Origin of the sequence: Bythopirellula goksoeyrii, from assembly GCF_008065115.1 — a bacterium.
Classification (GTDB): domain Bacteria; phylum Planctomycetota; class Planctomycetia; order Pirellulales; family Lacipirellulaceae; genus Bythopirellula; species Bythopirellula goksoeyrii.
Window position 1 is genome coordinate 5,285,128 of the sequence record NZ_CP042913.1, and the last position, 17,736, is coordinate 5,302,863.

The 17,736-nt window shown below is 53.0% G+C and carries 24 protein-coding genes; 10 read left to right on the forward strand and 14 right to left on the reverse strand.

Going from position 1 to position 17,736, the window contains the following annotated elements:
- Positions 1–449 precede the first annotated feature (449 nt).
- The 5 genes from Pr1d_RS20860 to Pr1d_RS20880 all read right to left on the reverse strand — a co-directional run bounded on the left by Pr1d_RS20860 (position 450) and on the right by Pr1d_RS20880 (position 3,608).
- Positions 450–1,265, reverse strand: coding sequence for a sulfite exporter TauE/SafE family protein (locus Pr1d_RS20860; protein ID WP_148075332.1), 816 nt, complete (start codon positions 1,263–1,265; stop codon positions 450–452).
- A 39-nt stretch (positions 1,266–1,304) separates the two neighbouring features.
- Positions 1,305–2,189, reverse strand: a complete 885-nt coding sequence (locus Pr1d_RS20865) for a restriction endonuclease (RefSeq protein ID WP_148075333.1) — start codon at positions 2,187–2,189, stop codon at positions 1,305–1,307.
- Positions 2,190–2,352: 163 nt separating this feature from the next.
- Complete coding sequence (locus tag Pr1d_RS20870) at positions 2,353–2,889, reverse strand: GNAT family N-acetyltransferase (RefSeq protein WP_148075334.1); 537 nt, start codon at positions 2,887–2,889, stop codon at positions 2,353–2,355.
- 45 nt (positions 2,890–2,934) lie between these two features.
- Positions 2,935–3,363, reverse strand: coding sequence for a type II toxin-antitoxin system VapC family toxin (locus Pr1d_RS20875; protein WP_148075335.1), 429 nt, complete (start codon positions 3,361–3,363; stop codon positions 2,935–2,937).
- Positions 3,360–3,608: a FitA-like ribbon-helix-helix domain-containing protein gene (locus tag Pr1d_RS20880; protein WP_148075336.1), complete on the reverse strand. Its 249-nt coding sequence runs from the start codon at positions 3,606–3,608 to the stop codon at positions 3,360–3,362. Before Pr1d_RS20880 ends, Pr1d_RS20875 begins: the two co-directional genes overlap by 4 nt.
- A 333-nt stretch (positions 3,609–3,941) precedes the next feature.
- Here Pr1d_RS20880 and rpmF point away from each other — a divergent pair, with 333 nt between their 5' ends.
- The 8 genes from rpmF (at position 3,942) to Pr1d_RS20920 (ending at position 9,000) form a co-directional block, all read left to right on the forward strand.
- Positions 3,942–4,121: a 50S ribosomal protein L32 gene (gene rpmF, locus Pr1d_RS20885; protein ID WP_148075337.1), complete on the forward strand. Its 180-nt coding sequence runs from the start codon at positions 3,942–3,944 to the stop codon at positions 4,119–4,121.
- Between the two features lie 66 nt (positions 4,122–4,187).
- A complete protein-coding gene (fabD, locus tag Pr1d_RS20890) occupies positions 4,188–5,099 on the forward strand; it encodes an ACP S-malonyltransferase (protein WP_148075338.1) in 912 nt (303 codons plus the stop codon).
- Between the two features lie 176 nt (positions 5,100–5,275).
- A complete protein-coding gene (gene fabG / locus Pr1d_RS20895; RefSeq protein ID WP_148075339.1) occupies positions 5,276–6,067 on the forward strand; it encodes a 3-oxoacyl-[acyl-carrier-protein] reductase in 792 nt (263 codons plus the stop codon).
- Between the two features lie 287 nt (positions 6,068–6,354).
- Complete coding sequence (locus Pr1d_RS20900; protein ID WP_148075340.1) at positions 6,355–6,588, forward strand: acyl carrier protein; 234 nt, start codon at positions 6,355–6,357, stop codon at positions 6,586–6,588.
- A 152-nt stretch (positions 6,589–6,740) separates the two neighbouring features.
- Complete coding sequence (gene fabF / locus Pr1d_RS20905) at positions 6,741–7,976, forward strand: beta-ketoacyl-ACP synthase II (protein WP_148075341.1); 1,236 nt, start codon at positions 6,741–6,743, stop codon at positions 7,974–7,976.
- 33 nt (positions 7,977–8,009) lie between these two features.
- Positions 8,010–8,453, forward strand: coding sequence for a hypothetical protein (locus Pr1d_RS20910; RefSeq protein WP_148075342.1), 444 nt, complete (start codon positions 8,010–8,012; stop codon positions 8,451–8,453).
- Between the two features lie 57 nt (positions 8,454–8,510).
- Entirely contained in the window at positions 8,511–8,750 is a 240-nt protein-coding gene (locus tag Pr1d_RS26790; protein WP_148075343.1) for a DUF4160 domain-containing protein, read from the forward strand.
- Positions 8,731–9,000: a DUF2442 domain-containing protein gene (locus Pr1d_RS20920; RefSeq protein ID WP_148075344.1), complete on the forward strand. Its 270-nt coding sequence runs from the start codon at positions 8,731–8,733 to the stop codon at positions 8,998–9,000. Before Pr1d_RS26790 ends, Pr1d_RS20920 begins: the two co-directional genes overlap by 20 nt.
- Positions 9,001–9,065: 65 nt before the next feature.
- On the opposite strand, the gene Pr1d_RS20925 is transcribed toward Pr1d_RS20920, so the two are convergent.
- Positions 9,066–10,310 carry a GNAT family protein gene (locus tag Pr1d_RS20925; RefSeq protein ID WP_148075345.1) on the reverse strand — a complete coding sequence of 415 codons (1,245 nt, stop codon included), beginning with the start codon at positions 10,308–10,310 and terminating at the stop codon, positions 9,066–9,068.
- 558 nt (positions 10,311–10,868) lie between these two features.
- Between Pr1d_RS20925 and Pr1d_RS20930 the strand changes: the two genes are divergently transcribed.
- Positions 10,869–12,071: a hypothetical protein gene (locus Pr1d_RS20930; protein ID WP_148075346.1), complete on the forward strand. Its 1,203-nt coding sequence runs from the start codon at positions 10,869–10,871 to the stop codon at positions 12,069–12,071.
- A gap of 123 nt (positions 12,072–12,194) precedes the next feature.
- On the forward strand, positions 12,195–12,374 hold the full coding sequence (locus Pr1d_RS20935) for a DUF1328 family protein (protein ID WP_148075347.1): 180 nt from the start codon (positions 12,195–12,197) through the stop codon (positions 12,372–12,374).
- 501 nt (positions 12,375–12,875) lie between these two features.
- On the opposite strand, the gene Pr1d_RS20940 is transcribed toward Pr1d_RS20935, so the two are convergent.
- The 8 genes from Pr1d_RS20940 to Pr1d_RS20970 all read right to left on the reverse strand — a co-directional run bounded on the left by Pr1d_RS20940 (position 12,876) and on the right by Pr1d_RS20970 (position 17,702).
- Positions 12,876–13,172, reverse strand: coding sequence for a hypothetical protein (locus Pr1d_RS20940; RefSeq protein WP_148075348.1), 297 nt, complete (start codon positions 13,170–13,172; stop codon positions 12,876–12,878).
- A 74-nt stretch (positions 13,173–13,246) separates the two neighbouring features.
- Positions 13,247–13,423, reverse strand: coding sequence for a hypothetical protein (locus tag Pr1d_RS25880; RefSeq protein ID WP_168205391.1), 177 nt, complete (start codon positions 13,421–13,423; stop codon positions 13,247–13,249).
- Positions 13,424–13,936: 513 nt separating this feature from the next.
- On the reverse strand, positions 13,937–14,614 hold the full coding sequence (locus tag Pr1d_RS20945; protein WP_148075349.1) for an aromatic aminobenezylarsenical efflux permease ArsG family transporter: 678 nt from the start codon (positions 14,612–14,614) through the stop codon (positions 13,937–13,939).
- Positions 14,611–15,093, reverse strand: coding sequence for a nitrophenyl compound nitroreductase subunit ArsF family protein (locus Pr1d_RS20950; RefSeq protein ID WP_148075350.1), 483 nt, complete (start codon positions 15,091–15,093; stop codon positions 14,611–14,613). The genes Pr1d_RS20945 and Pr1d_RS20950 overlap by 4 nt, the downstream gene beginning before the upstream one ends.
- Before the next feature lie 40 nt (positions 15,094–15,133).
- On the reverse strand, positions 15,134–15,598 hold the full coding sequence (locus Pr1d_RS20955; RefSeq protein WP_148075351.1) for a nitrophenyl compound nitroreductase subunit ArsF family protein: 465 nt from the start codon (positions 15,596–15,598) through the stop codon (positions 15,134–15,136).
- A 56-nt stretch (positions 15,599–15,654) separates the two neighbouring features.
- Positions 15,655–15,891: a thioredoxin family protein gene (locus Pr1d_RS20960; RefSeq protein ID WP_148075352.1), complete on the reverse strand. Its 237-nt coding sequence runs from the start codon at positions 15,889–15,891 to the stop codon at positions 15,655–15,657.
- A gap of 12 nt (positions 15,892–15,903) precedes the next feature.
- On the reverse strand, positions 15,904–17,304 hold the full coding sequence (locus tag Pr1d_RS20965; protein ID WP_148075353.1) for a permease: 1,401 nt from the start codon (positions 17,302–17,304) through the stop codon (positions 15,904–15,906).
- 74 nt (positions 17,305–17,378) lie between these two features.
- The gene (locus Pr1d_RS20970; protein WP_148075354.1) at positions 17,379–17,702 is read right to left on the reverse strand and encodes an ArsR/SmtB family transcription factor; all 324 of its coding nucleotides are present in this window, start codon (positions 17,700–17,702) and stop codon (positions 17,379–17,381) included.
- Positions 17,703–17,736: the final 34 nt, after the last annotated feature.

Below are 17,736 nucleotides of genomic sequence, written 5' to 3' on the forward strand. Positions count from 1 at the left end.
TACGGCTACGATTCCTTGCGTTGGCACACGCGTGGACTATTCACTGCCAGATCAAAAAAGAGATGAACGGAATAAATGAACGTAATAAATAAAGATCTGACTGGCGACAAATTACTAGTCCAGCTGGGAAATTAGAGCCAAACTGAAAACTTTGTTTTTGTGGCCAACTACTGCGCAACTCAAGCAGCAGAAAGTCTCATCTGCGACATGCACCAAAGAGAACGGGTGAATTGATCATTAGTCGCAACTCTGGGCCACAAACCACTCAAGCCTGTGGTATTGCAAGAAACCAACTAGAGTGAATATTGACTCAGCCGCAAATAGGAGTGCACGGCAAGCACCTCATGGACCACCAACCATGAGGTCAGATGATCTCGATTGGATTGTAAAGACTTTGCAAAACATTCGCAAACTATTTATCGGAATTCTTGCGAGTTTCGTTGAGAAGCCTAGAAAAACGTGCGATATGCCATGTAACTGCTAATCACGACGAGCAGTGCAACGTAGATCCATTTGAGTACGCGATCCGGTGCTTTGGACGCCACTCTTGAACCGAGCGGGGCGAAGGTCATCACAAGCGGAGCAATCATGACGAACGCTAACAGGTTGATGTAGCCGAGTGAAAATTTCGCCAGCCCGGGTTCGCCCCATCCGTGAACTGCTGCTCCAATTGCGCCGCCCAAACCAATGACGAGCCCTGTTGCGGAGGCGATGGCGATGGATTTCTTGATTGGGTAGTGAAATGCCCGAAGGTAGGGAACCGCAAACGTGCCCCCCCCAAGGCCGAGCCAAACGGACAACATGCCGATCACGAAGCCACCACCAGCCTTGGCAACAGTTGGCGGCTCTCCCTCGTCACCCGTTTCGGAGGCACCTTTGAGAGCCACATAGATGGCACTCGTGAACAAGTAGAGTGTGAAGAGGACCTTGAGATCGTGCGTGCGAAGCAGTTGAATCGTAAGCGTCCCGGCCACTGTTCCGAGCAGAATCCAAGGGATCCAGGTCTTAAGCATGTGAGCTTCGAGATTGCCAAGTTTATGTTGCGTCTTCGTGGCCATGATCGCCGCAGGGACGACGAGCGCCAGGCAAGTCCCCACTGCCGAGTGCATCACCACTTCTTGCCCCACACCCATAAGTGGAAACAGTGAAAGAAAGGTAGGAACGAGGATGGCTCCCCCGCCGATCCCAAAAAGTCCCCCAGCAAACCCTGCCACCAACCCGGCTACTACCAAGACTAGGAGGTGCACAATCATTTGTTCTGTCACGACAGCCTCACTGACTACATTGAGTTACGCTTGCCTACTTCACTGAAACATCTCTAGGTTACTCCCCATCACGAATGCAGGGAATTCTTGCTCGCCGATGAGAAAACACGAATGGCCCAATGCGATCGATCGGGCAGGCGCAGAGAAGCGGCTATTCGTTATTACCGCGGCACGATCGCAACCATAGTGTGCTTTGCCGGCAACGACTTGTTGAATGGCTTCTTTATCGACGCTGCCGACAAACCCTTTTGCTTGAACGGCGATCATCATTTCGCCGAAGCGAACGAGGAGATCGACTCCTTCGTCACCTGTGGTACGTGCCATTTGGGCACTTGCCCCAAGGGCTTCAAATACCTTTACGAGGAATTCTTGCCATTCGGTACCCTGCATCGTCTTCCAGTTTTCTTTGAGAAGTTGCTCTCGTTCGATGCGGTTTGAGTCGGCCAGTTCGTTGATTGTGCTTTTGGTGGTTTCGATTCGCCGCCGACGATCCTCAGACTCGCCTTCCCACTGAATAAGGTCTTGTCGTAGTTGTGCCTTAATTGTTTGCTGCTCGGCGATGAGCTTCGCTAGAGTAGACGTAGCTGGAGAGATAATTGCTCTGGTCAAGAAGCCGAGCATGGCAACGGCGGCGAGGCTTGTGCCAATCGCAAGACTGGTCGCGGAGAGGCCTAAGAGAAACAACAAGACAAACGCAATGGCGGCACCGAGGAACGACCCTACGATTAGAACCCCTGGAAACCAGAGCGAGTACTCCTTCGCAGGAGCACGCAGGGCTTGAGCGAAACGGAGATAGAGAGCCCGCAGCTTCGCCTTTCGCAGCAATTTCCGCGCGACGCGAGAATGCTGTTCAGCCTCAGCGAGCTGCGACGAAAGCTGAACCACTTCTTGTTTCAAAGCTTCGATTTGAGCGAGGATGTTCATGAAAATCGATCTGACGGGAAGGTGGTCGCCACAAAAAGCACAATAATGCACAAGAAGCGTTGGATACCGAAAAGTGCTTGTTACTTATCTTTTTCGCGACTTTTTGTGTTCTTCGTGGCTAATAAATCATGACAGCCAAAATGGCTGCCCCACGGTCTGGCGATCAATCCGACTCGACATGCGTATCTCGCAAAACCGCGAACAACTTGCAGTCATGCGGCTGGTCTTGAACAAACAAACGTTCTCGTAAGGTGCCCTCGCAGACGCCGCCAATTCTTGTGGCCACGCGTTGGCTGGGTAGGTTTTCGACGTCGACGAAAATCTCGATACGATGGAGTGATTGCTCACGAAATGCCCATTCGCAGATTTGTCTCGCAGCCTGCGTGGCAGTTCCTTGGCCCGTGGCGGAAGTCCGAACCCAGTACCCAAGTTCGCCGACTCGATGTTTCATTGCAATGCGGTGGATCCCACAGACCCCCAACAAGCGCTCGTTTTCGTCTTCGACCACAAAGCCCCACTCTTCATTGTTGTCCCAAGCAGCTGGGCGCCCTTCCACCCATGCCCTAACATCTTCGCAAGAGTACTCGTCGTGACACCATGCCAACCAGCGAGCAAGTTCTCTTTTTGATTCCTCGACGGCCTCCCAAATCGCATCGATGTCGGAGGGCTGATAGTGGCGTAGGGAAACGACTTTGCTCATAGAAGATTCACTAGTGAGTTAATTGACGAGTGTCAGGAAGACGACTCACGCGGGCAAGTCGTCCCATGGATTGACTAGTGGAATGCCTGTATCGACGAAATGCTGGGTGTTACGTGTGGAGAGAGTGCCATGTCTCGCTTCAACTATCCCCGCGATCTGAACATCTCGTATTTCAACAGAGCGTCCAATAGAACGCAGCTTGGCCGAAATAATTGCCGCCTCAAAAGCCGCAGTCGCATCGAAGTCTAAGACACGACCCTCCAGGTCCTGCTCCAATACCTTCTCAAATGCATCCTCCAATGCTCGACGCCGCTTGCCCTTTGCCATAGTTTGGAGGCCAAACATGATCTCGAATACACAAATGCTTGAAGTCCATATGGATTCGGAAGGTTGTGCATTGAGCCAGTTGACAACTCGCTCATCCGGTGTGGATCGCATCAATGCCGAGATTACATTGGTATCCAGAACAATCATCGATCAAAGTTCTCTGGCTGGATTGGCTGACCACGCAGTTCTTCAATGTCCTGTTCCAGCCCAACCCCCTCAAAACGCTTGGCAATCCGCGATCCGAGATGGGGCTGAGAAGCATGTTGTTTCATGACAGCCCTCCGCAGAATCTCGCGGACCGTTTCTTCCATGCTTTGACCATGGCTACGAGCCAATTCTCGCAGTTTGTCTCGGACATCATCTTCCAAATTGCGAACGATAAATTGTGCCACAATAACCTCACTTTCGATATCATGATATCACCATTAGCCTTTAAAGTCTAGCAGACTTTCTGGGCCAACTGGGGAGCTAAACTTCCCCCCTCAAGAGAACTGCAAAGTACGTCGGCATTGATGGACTAATGACCAATTTTTGGCAGGGATCTCAACTGCTTTGGTCATTGGTCCTTGGAAATTGGGCATTTGTTATTCCGTGTATCTCGACATTGCCGTTCTCCCGACTGCCCCCAGCCGACCATTGCATAACGCCCCGCAAGCCTGTATTCTGGGGGGCTTCCCAAATAGTGATCCCCGTCAGTAATAACAGGTTCGTTGGAGCCGTGAGTCATGGCCGTTCCCAAGCGTAAACATTCCAATTCTCGAAGTGGCAAGCGTCGTTCACACGATCGGCTGACAGCCCGGCAGTTGCAGTCCTGTCCCAAGTGCGGCACGCCAGGTCCCACGCACACCGTCTGTGCCAACTGTGGGCAGTACATGGGCCGGGTGATGGTCGAAACCGAGGAATAGCCCTCGCGTTTCCCTTCGACTCGTGCGACTCTCCCTGTTGCGCGAAAACACTCAGAGAGTGCCGTCGTGACAAAATCTGCGTTTCTATTTCCTGGCCAAGGCGCCCAGTCGGTTGGCATGGGTGCAGCGCTGGCCGATTCACTGTCCAAGGCTCGGGAACTCTTCGATCGCGCTGCGGATATCCTGGGCTACGACCTCTTGGACCTTTGCACCTCGGGTCCTGCTGAGAAACTCAATTCCACGGTTCATAGTCAGCCTGCACTGTTCGTCTGCAGCCTGGCAGCTTTGGAAAAATTGAAACAAGACTCGCCAGATGTCGTCGAAAGTTGTGCGGCAACGGCTGGCTTGAGCTTGGGTGAATACACAGCATTGGTCTTTGCGGGGGCGATGAAGTTTGATGCGGCCTTGCGCGTTGTGCAAGTGCGAGGTCAGGCGATGCAAGATGCCGCGGATGCTGTCCAGAGCGGTATGGTCAGTGTGCTGGGGCTCGAGCGCGGAAAAGTCGAAGAACTAGTGATACAAGCGAGAGAGGAAGACGTCTTGCAGTTGGCAAACTTCCTCTGCCCGGGCAACATTGTCGTTTCTGGCGGCAAGGCGGCCTGTGAGCGGATAGCACCCCTCGCCGAGACCGCTGGGGCAATGAAAGTGATACCTCTCACGGTAGCTGGTGCGTTTCACACTCCACTTATGCAGCCAGCGGTGGAACGATTGAAGGCGGCTCTGGCGGATGTGGAGATCGTCGCTCCCCGAATCCCTGTGGTTTCCAATGTTGATGCCCGCCCTCACGACGACCCGGCAGAAATCCGCAGCTTGCTCGAGAGACAGGTGGTTGAACCTGTGCTGTGGGAAGATACCATGCAATGGCTCATCGGCGAGTTCGGCATCGAGAGCTGCTACGAAATCGGCCCCGGGCGCGTGTTGCGAGGATTGCTAAAACGAATCTCACGCAAGTTGCCGTGTGAGAATATTGAAGCGTAAGAAGAAGTCATGTCATCCCGATGGGAACTCCGCGACCAGAGGGATCTGGCATACAGCACTAACACGTATGGTAGGTGAGCGAAGGGGCGAACTAGATTCCTCAGTCGCCTAGGCTCATTCGGAATGACAGATACGCGACTCCTTCGGGATGACAAGAAAGAAACGAGTAACAAATTATGAGTGAATCAAACGATCGTAGAATTCAAGTCGATCTCTCTGGCCAGTCGGCCATCGTCACAGGTGCCTCACGCGGTATTGGCAAAGCGATTGCCATCACGCTGGGTGCCGCCGGTGCGAAGGTTGCTTGCGTAGCTCGCAGTGAAGACAAACTTGCCGAGACGGCTAAAGCGATTACCGACGCGGGGGGAACTGCCGCCGTCTATGCCTGCGATGTGGCCGACTCGGCAGCTGTACAGAAAGTGGTCGACGCAGTCGTCGCCGAGTGGGGCCAGCTCGACATTATGGTCAACAACGCCGGTATCACCCGCGACACCTTGATCCCGCGGATGAGCGACGAGGAATGGGACGACGTGATTGCCACGAATCTGCGGAGCGTATTCCTGTTCACACGTGGGGCAGCAGGCGCAATGATGCGATCCAAGTCTGGCCGGATCATCAATATCTCCAGCACCTCAGGTATTATGGGCAACCCTGCACAAAGCAACTACTCCGCGTCGAAAGCGGGCGTGATCGGCTTCACGCAGACCGTGGCCCGCGAACTTGCCAGCAAGCGTCGGAAAATCACCGTGAATGCGATTTGCCCCGGCTTTATCGCTACCGATATGACAGCTGCCCTGATGGAAGCTGCGGGAGAAGAGGCGGTCATGGAGCGAATCAAGGCGGCTGTACCTCTGCAGCGACAGGGGGAAGCCGAGGAAGTTGCCGACGCGGTGCTCTTCCTTGCTAGTTCGTCAGCCGCCTACATAACGGGCCAGACCCTGGTGGTCGATGGAGGCCTAACTGCTTAGCCTGTCAGAGGTTGCCGCCGCTGGAATCGTCCAGAGCGACCTAGACAACCACCTGGAGAAACGGTATATCTTGACCAACTTCGCAGGGACGGTCTATTGTGAACCTGCGACGATAGTAGCACGACTCTCCGAGTCGTATGTTTCTTGAATGGCGACTCGGAGATTTGTGCTACTCTAGGCAAAACTACATAGTTGTTGTCGCATGAACAGAACGTGAGCAAATGCTTCACCACGGTTCTTGCGACACATGGGCATATTTTTTACAGAGACAATGGAGGACCATTCAAGTGGCCTCAGTACTGGAACGTGTGACAGACATCGTGGCGGAGCAACTCGGAGTTGATAAAGACAAGATCACTCCCGAAACCTCTTTTGTGAACGACTTAGGTGCCGATTCGCTCGACACGGTTGAATTGGTCATGGAGTTGGAAGAAGAGTTCGACGTCAACATTCCTGACGACGCTGCCGAAAAGATTCAAACCGTCGGACAGGCGGTTGAGTTTATTGAGCAGAATAAATAGATAGGGAGCCTTTTGGGCGGCTTCTTTTAGCGGAATTGCTCGGATGGAAATAGCAACTCGTTTTTTCCTGCGCTGAGTTTTTCAGTGGTGGCAGTTCGATTGGTCTTCTTTGAATCCATTTTTCTCGACATCTCAGCGGCCGGACAAGAGACATGAATCGACGTGTAGTCGTAACAGGGATGGGCGTCGTTACGTCGCTCTCTTGCAAGGTTGACGATTTCTGGAGCAAGATTCTCGATAGCCAGAGTGGCATCCACGCTCTTACTCACTTCGATGTGACCGACTACAAGGTCAAGTTTGGTGGTGATATCTCGGATTGGTCGGTCGACGGCTACATCGATTCCAAAGAGGAAAAACGGCTCGACCGATTTACCCAGTTCGCCATGGTGGCTGCCGTCGATGCGGTGAAAGACGCAGGCATCGACTTCGCTAAGTACGACCCGTTCCGTTTAGGGGCAATCGTCGGTTCAGGAATCGGTGGACTCAACGAAATCGAAGAACAGGAAGCCCGCCTGATCAAGAAGGGGCCGGACAAGGTCTCCGTTTTCACGATCCCCAAACTCATGCTCAACGCCGCCAGCGGGCATATCTCGATCCGCTTTGGACTGCGCGGCCCAAACCATGCCGTTGCTACGGCTTGTGCCAGCGCCACCAATGCCATGGGAGATGCGTTCAAAGCGATCCGCTACGGCGAAGCCGAGGTGATGGTCACCGGCGGTGCCGAAGCTGCGGTCTCACCAATGGGGCTCGCCGGGTTTTCCAACATGAAGGCCCTCTCCATGCGGAACGACGACCCCCAAGCAGCCAGCCGCCCTTTCGACGCCGACCGCGATGGCTTTGTCCTCGCCGAGGGAGCCGGAATCCTGGTCTTCGAAGAGCTGGAATTTGCCAAGGCGCGCGGAGCCAATATCTATGGCGAGGTCCTCGGTTTCGGTGCCAGCGCCGATGCGGGACACATCACCCAGCCTGATGCTGAAGGAACTGGCGCCGCCCGGGCCATGAGCAATGCCCTGGAGTTTGCAGGCATCGACCCCACGGAAGTCGACTACATCAGTGCCCACGGCACCAGCACGCCGTTGGGCGACAAGGCCGAAACAATCGCCATCAAGCGGGTCTTCGAGGATCACGCTTACAAACTAAACGTCTCCAGCACCAAGAGCCAATTGGGCCACACCCTCGGAGCCAGCGGCGGCGTGGAGATGGTGGCATGCCTGTTGGCGCTGCGCGACCAGATCGCCCCGCCAACAATCAATCTCGACACGCCCGACCCAGCCTGCGATCTCAACTACACCCCCAACACCCCCCAAGAACGCCCCATCCGCCGCGCGATGAACAACAGCTTCGGGTTTGGTGGGCATAATGCTTCGATTTTGGTGGGGAAGCTGTAGGAGAGAACAATATAAGGTTGTACTCCAACGCAAGTGAATGCAAGTAAAGAAATCTCGATTCACGACAACACTCTCGTATCTTACGAGGTACTCTGTAATCGACGCGAGATTCGCTTGCACACCGAATTCCGAGACCGAGGCGAGCCATACGAATTCACCGACATTATGTTTACCGGTGTAGTCGCCTACGACTTTAGGTACGACTCAGAAATCGGCACTATCATCTTCGAGATTACCGACGTTCCAGCTTCTGATATCTACGAGCAACAGGTGGATCAATTCCAAGCCGGTATTCGATACGGTTGGCCTGGTGAGTGGGCCAAATCAAGCCAGGACGCAGCAGACTATTTCGCAAAGAACTCGGTTTGCGGCTACATCCTGTCTTCTTCCTGCGGAATGAATGGTTGGATTCTCGCTCGCAGCAAGGAGATTCGTCCCACAACCAATCGAAATGATTGGTCGGAAAACCTTTCGTAGTGTAGAATCTATCAGGTAGTTCGTATCCGACGCTTTACCTATTTGGATTGCTTTAGAATGCCGACTATCCCGGATATCCCTGGACCTCATCGATTGTTCTTTTACAGTTTCGATTGCAATGAGCCAAAACATGTCCATGTCCGTCGTGAGTCGATGACTTGCAAATTCTGGATTGAACCAGTTACTCTCGGCTACAATAAGGGATTCAAAGCAAACGAACTCAACCGCATTCGAAACTTGATTTTCGATAACTTGGATAGGATTGTGGAGGCTTGGAATGAGCACTGTGGTGAATAGCGAATCGCGAATGATGACGGTCAAAGTCACGGAAGATCTAATCGTCGCTGAGCTTGAGGATGGACGTATTATTAGCGTGCCACTCGCTTGGTCATGGCGACTCTCAGAGGCAACCCCTCAGCAACGCAACAACTTTGAGCTCATCGGTAATGGCGTAGGGGCTCACTGGCCTGACGTCGATGAGGATATCAGTGTGCATGGAATGCTTCATGGCATGCCTGCAGTTCCTCCGAAAAAGCAAGCCTCCTAATGGCATCTGGCGTATCTTCGATTGCAGGGATGGACTCCGATCCTGACTGCCAAGATGAAATTCCTCTACCGCCGCATCCCCACCCTCCCCTCCGAAAACAAATCCTTCTGAAAAATCCGGTACGTCTTATACCGCCGACCGCCGACGCGCTCAATCATGCGGTTCACCAACGTGTTGTCTTCCAAAGTCCAGCTTAGCTCCGCCCCGTGGTAGTCGAGCTTCTTGAAGCTGCTGAGGAAAGTCTGCTGAATCAGCGATTCGGCGACACCCCGTTTGCGATAGCCGGGAATCACGCCCAGGACTGCGAGCCGACCTGTGCGAATCTTGCGTAGTCGTCTGGCCAATCGCATGAGGCCAATCGGCACACCTGCGGTGGTGAGACGACCACCCAACGGCTGAATCGCTTCGTTGAGGTTCGGCAGCATGATTGACACCCCGACAGGCCGACCATCAACTTCGGCGAGTTGCACCAACTCGGGGACTGCCAGCCGCTTCAGGTCGCGTGCCAGGTGATCAAACTCCGCGTCACTCATTCGTACAAAACCCCAGTTCTGTTCGAGCGATTCGTGATAGATCGTCTTGCAACGAGCAATCTCGGCGTCGAAATCTGCAAAGTTCATTGGACGCACGGCCACGCCATAGCGTTCTGATAGTCGCCGTACCCGACCATTCCAACGGGCATCCATATTGTTCTGGCGATCGAACCACCAGGCGTACAGGTCCTTGGCCTTTGCGAGTCCATACCGAGCGAACAGTCGTTCGTAGTAGTGCGGCTGATGGTTCATCATCACGGCGGGTGGAGTGTCGAAGCCGTCGACAAGCAGCCCACAGGGATAGTTGGTGGAAAAATCGATCGGACCCATCAGTTGATTTCGTCCCCGCGATCGCAGCCAGGCACTGGCCCTGTCCAATAGTGCCCGACTGGTGCGGAAGTCGTCGATCGACTCAAACATACCGAAGCAACCGACGTTCGTACCATGTGCCCGATTGTAGGCAGGATCGTCGCTCACAACGATGCGACCTACTGTTTTTCCCTCGCGTTGGGCGAGGAAAGCTTGTGCTCGGCCGTGGCGAAAAAAAGGATGGCGACGCGGGTCAAGAAACTCACGGACCTGCATGTCGAGTGGCGCAACCCAGTTGGCATCGTCTTGGTAAATCCGCTTCGGAAGATCGATAAACTCGGCCACATCGCGCCGCGTGGTGACGGCATGAATACTCGCCGCCGAAGGAGCAACGGTCAACTGCGACCAGGTGAAACGCGGGCTAGTAGTTGGCAAAAACGGCGAACTGAGTACGGCAGAAAGATTCATCGGGATTTCTCCTGAAATGGGGCGTGTTAGTAAGTTTCTACCCGATGAAGCGGAGAAATCGCTGGAGTGTTACAGATTCCTTTCAAGCTTTCCTTACCTGAGGTTAAAGCCCGTACGTCTGGTGATAGTACGACACTTTGACGCTTTGGAAGACAAAAATGGGATGCGGTTAAAATCTACCCAAGCTGGCTGATTACTGACCTGCTCAATAATAAAGTTGAAGCTTCAATGATTGCTTCAAGCGCGTGCGATACGTTACAGGTCTCTTTTAGCGGATGCGCGTTGAAGCATTGAGCCAACCGGCATGCCGTTTGCAAAACTTGCCTGTTGGAGTGACGCGTATCTTCCGGACGCTCTTGTGGAGTTGGTTTTCGGTAGTGTACTGCCGCTCTTCAGTGCCACACATTTCTGTGGCCATTTTATAGCAGTCAATCCAGATGACATGCCTGCTACTTGTTCATTTTTTGCCATCTACTGGCGCTTTTGGAGAGCGTACAGAAGTCGATGGCTTGGAAATTGTGACTCGGAAGTTTCACAACCAGCAATTAGGATCTAATCATGTTAAAACACATCCCTTTCTTGAATTCCCTCTTAGCAGTAGCCCCAGTGGCTGCACTTTGCTTCCTGCAACCCGCTACGGTCGCAGAGGAGTGGGAACAACAAACCCCTTATTACGAGGACGACGCCTGGTATGACGTCAGCGAATGGCTTGACGGGAACGACTATAATCCCACCGATGAGACCATAGGAGAGTGGGATGATGAGACCTACAACTGGGACACGAGCGATAGCGATGCAAACAACGACCAATATGGATACGACAACGCCAATAGTTCCGACGACTGGTTTTATGACTATTCCGACGACAATTCCCATGCCGATTACGGCACGGCTGACGAAAGTGGTCGCTATAGTCACTCCAATCAATACTACGACTATGACAAAGATGGTTACTACGATGCTACATCGTCTCAATACTCTAACAGAGAGCAGGGTCTGTCGGACGGTTATGTACTGTATTTATTCACCGTAACTCCCGCGGGTTCAGATTCGAACAGTCAGAACGCAAAGAATTACTCGAACGCTAGGGATTCCCAATCCGATGATCGCTCAAATAAGCAAGCTCGCAATCAAAAAAGCGATTCAGATATGAAGAAGCATCAGATTAAAGGTCAGGTCCAAAAGACCAAGAAATTGCAAGTTCGCAAGGGTCCCGAACGATTGATTGCCCAAGTTTCTGCAGACCAGGGAAAGACCTATGTTGTCGATCTAGGTCGAGCTGACCAGTTTCACCAACAGGGCCAGAGTAACGACCAGCAGAGCCAGGATTCTGGCGAAACGAAGCTGCAAGTGAAAGAAGGAGATCAGATCTCATCCAGCGGTCCGATGATGAAGGTCGGAGACAAGCATGTGCTGGTCGCTCAAACCGCTAAGATCGGTAATCAGAACGAGAATGAAATTGACCGTTCGTCCTTAAAGCTCAAAGGAGAAGTCTCCAAAGTCAAGACGACAAAGATACGGGGTCATGAATGCCAGTTGGCAATCCTGAAAACGGATTCCGGCAAAAAGGCATTGGTAGACCTGGGGCCGAAGGATGAGCTTGACACCGAGATTGCCGAAGGTGATCAGATCCAAGTCAGCGGTATTCCTGTCAAGGTGAAGGATCGCTCTCTCATTCTCGCCAAATCCGTCACAAAGGACGGAGAGCAGACGAAGATTGATCGGGTTGCAATGAACAAGAAATCGAAGTCCAGTTCGTAGTCGTAACCTGACCTATCTGACAATCACGAAGTGACTTTCTCCGCGCGAGTGACAATAAAGAGCTCCCGTGGGGAAAGTCCTTCTCTTTAGTAACTTGACAGAACTTTTTTCGGAGCAAATATCATGAACTTACTTTGGTGGGCAATAATCGCCGCAATCGTTGCATTCATCGCAGGAGCCTTGGGATTCACAGGGATCGCAGCGGGCGCAGCTACGATCGCAAGAGTCCTCTTTGGCTTATTCCTTCTGATCGCGATTGTGCTTTTCGTACTGGTTGCGTTAGGAATCGGTGCCGCAGCCTAGTAAACTCAATGTGGTCGAGAGACTTTGATCTAAACTGACCCCGAGAACTTATCTTCTCAAAGTGAAATGCAAGACTACGGAAACCACGGATAGCACGGATTTCTCGGATAGAGCAAGTCCCACGAAAACGGGACGAAATTCATTCGATTGTTCAAAATCACACCCACCATCTGCTCAAACCTACTCGATGAATAAATGTACGGTTCCGTCTCAACTTATCCGTGAAATTCGTGCAATCCGTGGTTCTCCTTTTCAGTTTGAATTATCTTCGTCGCAGCGGAGAGAATTACCTCGAACAAACTTCCGCCACCGAACACGATTTCGACTGTGTATAGTCTCGCCACAATTCTTGGCTGAGGGTCTACACTCACCGTAACTTATTGAAACGCCATAGGTCGTGGTTTCAGTCACAACTTTTTTTGGCTGAAGGCCATAGTCAAGGCTTCAAACAATGATCCCCGCTTCTCTTGTTTGCACATCTGCTGGTGCTTGTCGATGAGGTCAAAACCCGTTCATGACGAAAAAGAGTGCCATACCCGACATGCCTACAACTCCCAAGGTGTTCCAGACAATTAGAGCGGTGTAAATGCGTGACCCTGCAGGATGCGTTGCGTGCCACCAACTGTCTAACGCGACTTTCGAGCGTACTTGTGAATAGAGTAGGAAGCCCATGAATAGGGGAAGCAAGCAGACTGAGGCAGAAAGTGGTTGCCCAAACGGTGCGAATGCCAAAACAACGAATACTCCCATGAATGTAAGAAACAGCCAGAGATAACTTTTGCCAATTTCAAGTCGCATACGTAGTTCCATGATTCAACTGGATCGGAAGTCTTTCTCAACCAATGACTCCCGTTACCTGAGATTGTTCATTCTTATAGGAACACCACGGGAGGCATGTCTGGTGATGCTCGAAACTCCGTGCCATCGTCCAAGAAGAGTTTTGTGCAAACCAGACACTTGGAAAAAGGTTTCTTATCCATAAAAGAATGAAAGACCTCTGGAACGGGAATATAGCTTCTGATCGGACCAAGTTCGGGTAAGTCAGCCATGAGGTTCTTTGCTATGCGAGATTAGAACGGACCGTGCCAAGGAATTCATCCTTCTATCTTCAATCTACCTAAGTACTCCCCGTTTTTGCAGTAGCCAACGCATGAAGAGATATTGAAAGTATGGCCGAGAACTGATAACTCCCTTCCAAACCGCCCCAACCGTAGGCCCAGAAAAAGGGGCGGGAAAAGGACACGCACATTTCGAACTATCCATCAAGCTCCACTGATTCTTGTCGTAAATGCTTACGAGAATACAGGTTCTAAGCTCGCTTGGTATTTTGCTCGGAATGATGAAGGCACGTCCTTTTCCCCCATCGACGCCTCAGGACAGTTAGACATTGATTACGAACGCAAACCTTCATAGGCCGCTGGGCATCCTCAGCTTGACTGCGATTATTGTTAATAGATGCGGCCGGTAAAGGCGACCGCTGCAGCAGCGTAGGCCTGGTTACCGCCCAAACGCGTTGAGTTCAAGTTGTTCGCAGTTACAACGCCTCTCCTCAGTGTCCTTGGTCATAGCAGAGACTGGATTGTCAAGAAGCACCCAACCACTAAAACCACGCCGCCAGTTCCGAGGCGAGCCCACCGCTCCGTTTTGCTAACGGCATTGAACGCTTCCCCGAGTTTTTTGGAGCCAAGGGCGATCAGCACTGCGAAGCCGATAACGGGCAAGGCGGTTCCGATGCCATAGAGCAGTGGGAGCAGAATCGTCGAACCGGCGGAAAGCGACGCCATCACATTGCCGAAGAACAACGCTGCCGACGTAGGGCAGAACGCCAGTGCGAATAGGACTCCCAGAGCCAGTGCACCCCAAATACCCAAGCGGTCGACCCTCTTTTTGACCGACTCGGAAACGCCACCGCCCCCGATGTTGATTTCGATCAGGCCGACCAAGAACATGCCCACCACGATGAGCGTCGGCCCAAGCAGCAGGTGCATGTACTTCTGCAAAAACTGCGATACGCCGGGGACCGAGAGGGCCGTGCTGACCAGCAAGAACGCCAACCCAACGTATGCTACGACTCGGCCCACCGTGTACAGCAGCCCAGCCAGCAGGACGTACCGCGTGTTATCGACTCGGCGGCCGATGTAACTGATTGCGGCGATATTGGTCGCCAAGGGACAGGGGCTGATCGAAGTCAACAACCCTAGCCACAAGGCCGAACCGGCGGCCAGCAGAAACTCAGTCATTCCTTGGACTCCTTCGATTCGTCGCGTTCCTGCTCGGCGTCTTCCTTGGATTGTCTCAAGTAGCGGGCGACGCCGTCCTGAACATAGGCCCGAAAGTCGTCCGGCTTGCCGACCAACTGCCAGACTTTCGGCATGCTCGTCAAGCACACGGTTTCACCTTCGAAGACATTGATCATCACGAGGGTGGGCGTTTCAATGCCGTACTTTTTGGCAAGTTCTGCATTCTTCTCGTCCTGAAAGTCGATGTAATGAAACTCGACGGTGCGATTCTCGACTTCCTTTTCAAAGCCTTTCGTCACTGCTTCCTCGGCCATTGCGCCGATTCGCTTGCAGGTCGGGCAGCGCTGGGTTCGATGGAAGTAGATCGCAACCACTTGATGTTCCGGGGACTTCCCTTGTTCTTTGTCACTGGTAGTTGTATCAGGTGTCACAACGCTGCAAACGGCCAGCACGGCTGCGAATATCATTGATGTCGCCATCGTCTATTCTCCTTGTTGAGATGTACTTGTTACCGCCTGATCATGATCCGAGCATGGAAAGAATCTCTTTTTGGATGTACGCGGTGAACGCGTCACGGTCGCCAATCAACTCCCAGACTCGCATCAAATTACGCCAGTCGGCCACTTCTCCATTCGCCATACTGACCAACACGACAGTGGGCGAGACGATCTCGTACTCGGTAGCGTAGTGGATGTGCTCGGGCTGTTCGTAGTTAACGACCTTCCACTGAACCCGTTCGTCGGCCAATTCTGCAGCGAATGCCGACTTAACAGCCTCGTGTGAGTAGCTCTCGATGCTCCGACAGGTCGGGCACCGCGTGTCGCCGTGGAAGTAGTAGACGACCAGGGCGTTTTCCGGGAGTTGCTCTTCAGCAGAGTCTGAGTTGACCGTCGTTGACTCCCGCATCTCGCGTCCGAGGAGGATCGCCACGGAAGCCGCGACAAACAGTAGCAAGGCGGCGGCGATTAGGTTTTTGGCATTCATCCGTGTACTTCCTTCCTTTATCAGGGGCTAGAACTTCCCGTTAGTCCTGTCGCTTGTTACTTTGATAGGACTGCTCTAATCTCTTCTGGCGTCGCGACTTTACCGACGATTTTTACTTCGCCATCGACAACCAAGGCTGGCGTAGACATGACGCCGAATTGAACGATTTCATTGATATCTTCGATCTTCTGGACGTCGGCTTCGACGCCCAAATCTTTCAGGGCTGCTTCGACATTCTCTTTCAGCGAGACACACTTCTTGCAGCCGGTGCCGAGAACTTGAATGGTGGTCATCTTGCGAATCTCCTATGGATTGATTGCTGCGACGGCAGCGGTCGCGGGTTGATTAGGTGAATTGGTTGCGGATGGGTAAAATTCGCCGAATCCGATCCCAGCGATGGTCGCCATGACAACCACAAGAGCGACAAAAGCCGCAGTCTTTGTGTTGCCGACGACACTGCGAATCACCAGGATGCTGGGCAGCGACAGGGCGGGTCCCGCCAAGAGCAGCGCTAGCGCCGGTCCGTTGTGCATGCCGTTGCGCATCAGCGCCTCCAGAATCGGGACCTCGGTGAGTGTGGCGAAGTAGAACAGGCAGCCAACCAAAGAGGCAATCAGGTTTGACAGGATGCTGTTGTCACCCACGAACGCCGCCACCTGCTTCTCTGGAATAAGGGCTCCTAGGAATCCGACGACGAAGACACCACCAAAGAGGAGCGGCACGAGCAGCTTGGAAAACTCCCAGGTATTGCCCATCCACTCGCCGAAGTCTTGACGATTGAGCCACGCCAGGCTCATCACGGCGACCAGCACGGCCATCACTCCCGCCAAGTACCAGCGGTAGTGATGGATACGGGTCACCCAGGTATCGACGTCCTCGATGCTCGTAATATCGGTTTTGGCCAGCCGTACAACCTCAGTCGCTTCATGCCCAAGCAATGCCTGTTTGAGTCGCAGGTCGTAACTGTTTTCGGTTTCATATTGCAGTGTTGCTTCAAACTGCCGGCCATCAGCCATTTGCACTATCTTGTCGCCAGGATTGAACCAGTCGCTGAACACCAGAAATGCCAGCATGGCGGCCAGCATCGAAGCGTTTTGCCAAAGCGGTCGGCTGGCAGCAGGTGGGTCGGGCTGAGCCATCGTGACTTCGCTCCGCTCGTCTTCGCTGCGACTGAACAGCATTGCCATGATGAGGCCAATGATCACGCCAAAAACCATGGCGCCAACCACGCGGGCGACACCTAACTCGAATCCCAGGACACGTGCCGTGAGAAAGATCGCAAGCACGTTAATTGCCGGACCGGCGTAGAGAAAGCAAGAGGCTGGCCCCAACCCCGCCCCGATGCGGTAGATGCCTGCGAACATCGGCAGCACGCTACAGGAACAAACCGCCAGCACGGTGCCCGAGATCGAAGCCACCGAATAGGCTTCAACCTTGTTGGCCTTTGGCCCTAAATGTTTGAGTACTGACTCTTTGGACAGGAAGGTCGTGATGGCTCCGGCAATGAAGAGAGCGGGAACAACGCAGGCAAGCGTGTGGTTGCGGGCGTACCACTGAAGGAGTAGGAACGCCTCGACGATGGCCCTGGTAGTCTTTGCTGCGAGAGGGTCAGCATGCGCATCGTACTGCGGTGTCGCTAGCGGCACGAAGTAGGCGAACAAGAACACGCCTAGAAACGCTGCAAATATTTTCCATTCTCGGTTCATCTTGCCACACTTTCTTGCGTATTTGGTATAATGTGCAAATATCAGGCCAAATAAAAAGCTGCATCAGGCTGCAGCTACGAAAGCACCTTCAATTGTTGGTCCACGTTACACTTGACCACTGATTCGATGCAGCCGAACAAGTTCTTCAGGCACTTCACCCGCAGGCTGTAAAACACCATCTGGCCACGTTTGTCGCTTTCGACGATGCCGGCGTTCTTGAGCTGCGTCAGGTGTCGAGAAACGGTCGACATATCCATCCCGATCTCCTCGGTCAGGTCACAAACGCACACCTCGGTGTGCTCAGAGAGCACATCCACCAGTTTCAGCCGAGCCGGATGGGCCAGTGCTTTGAGCACATTGGTGCGAGTTTCGTACTTGGCTTTCTCGGCTCGATTCATTGCTTATCCTATCGACTGTTGCTTATTTGCAAGT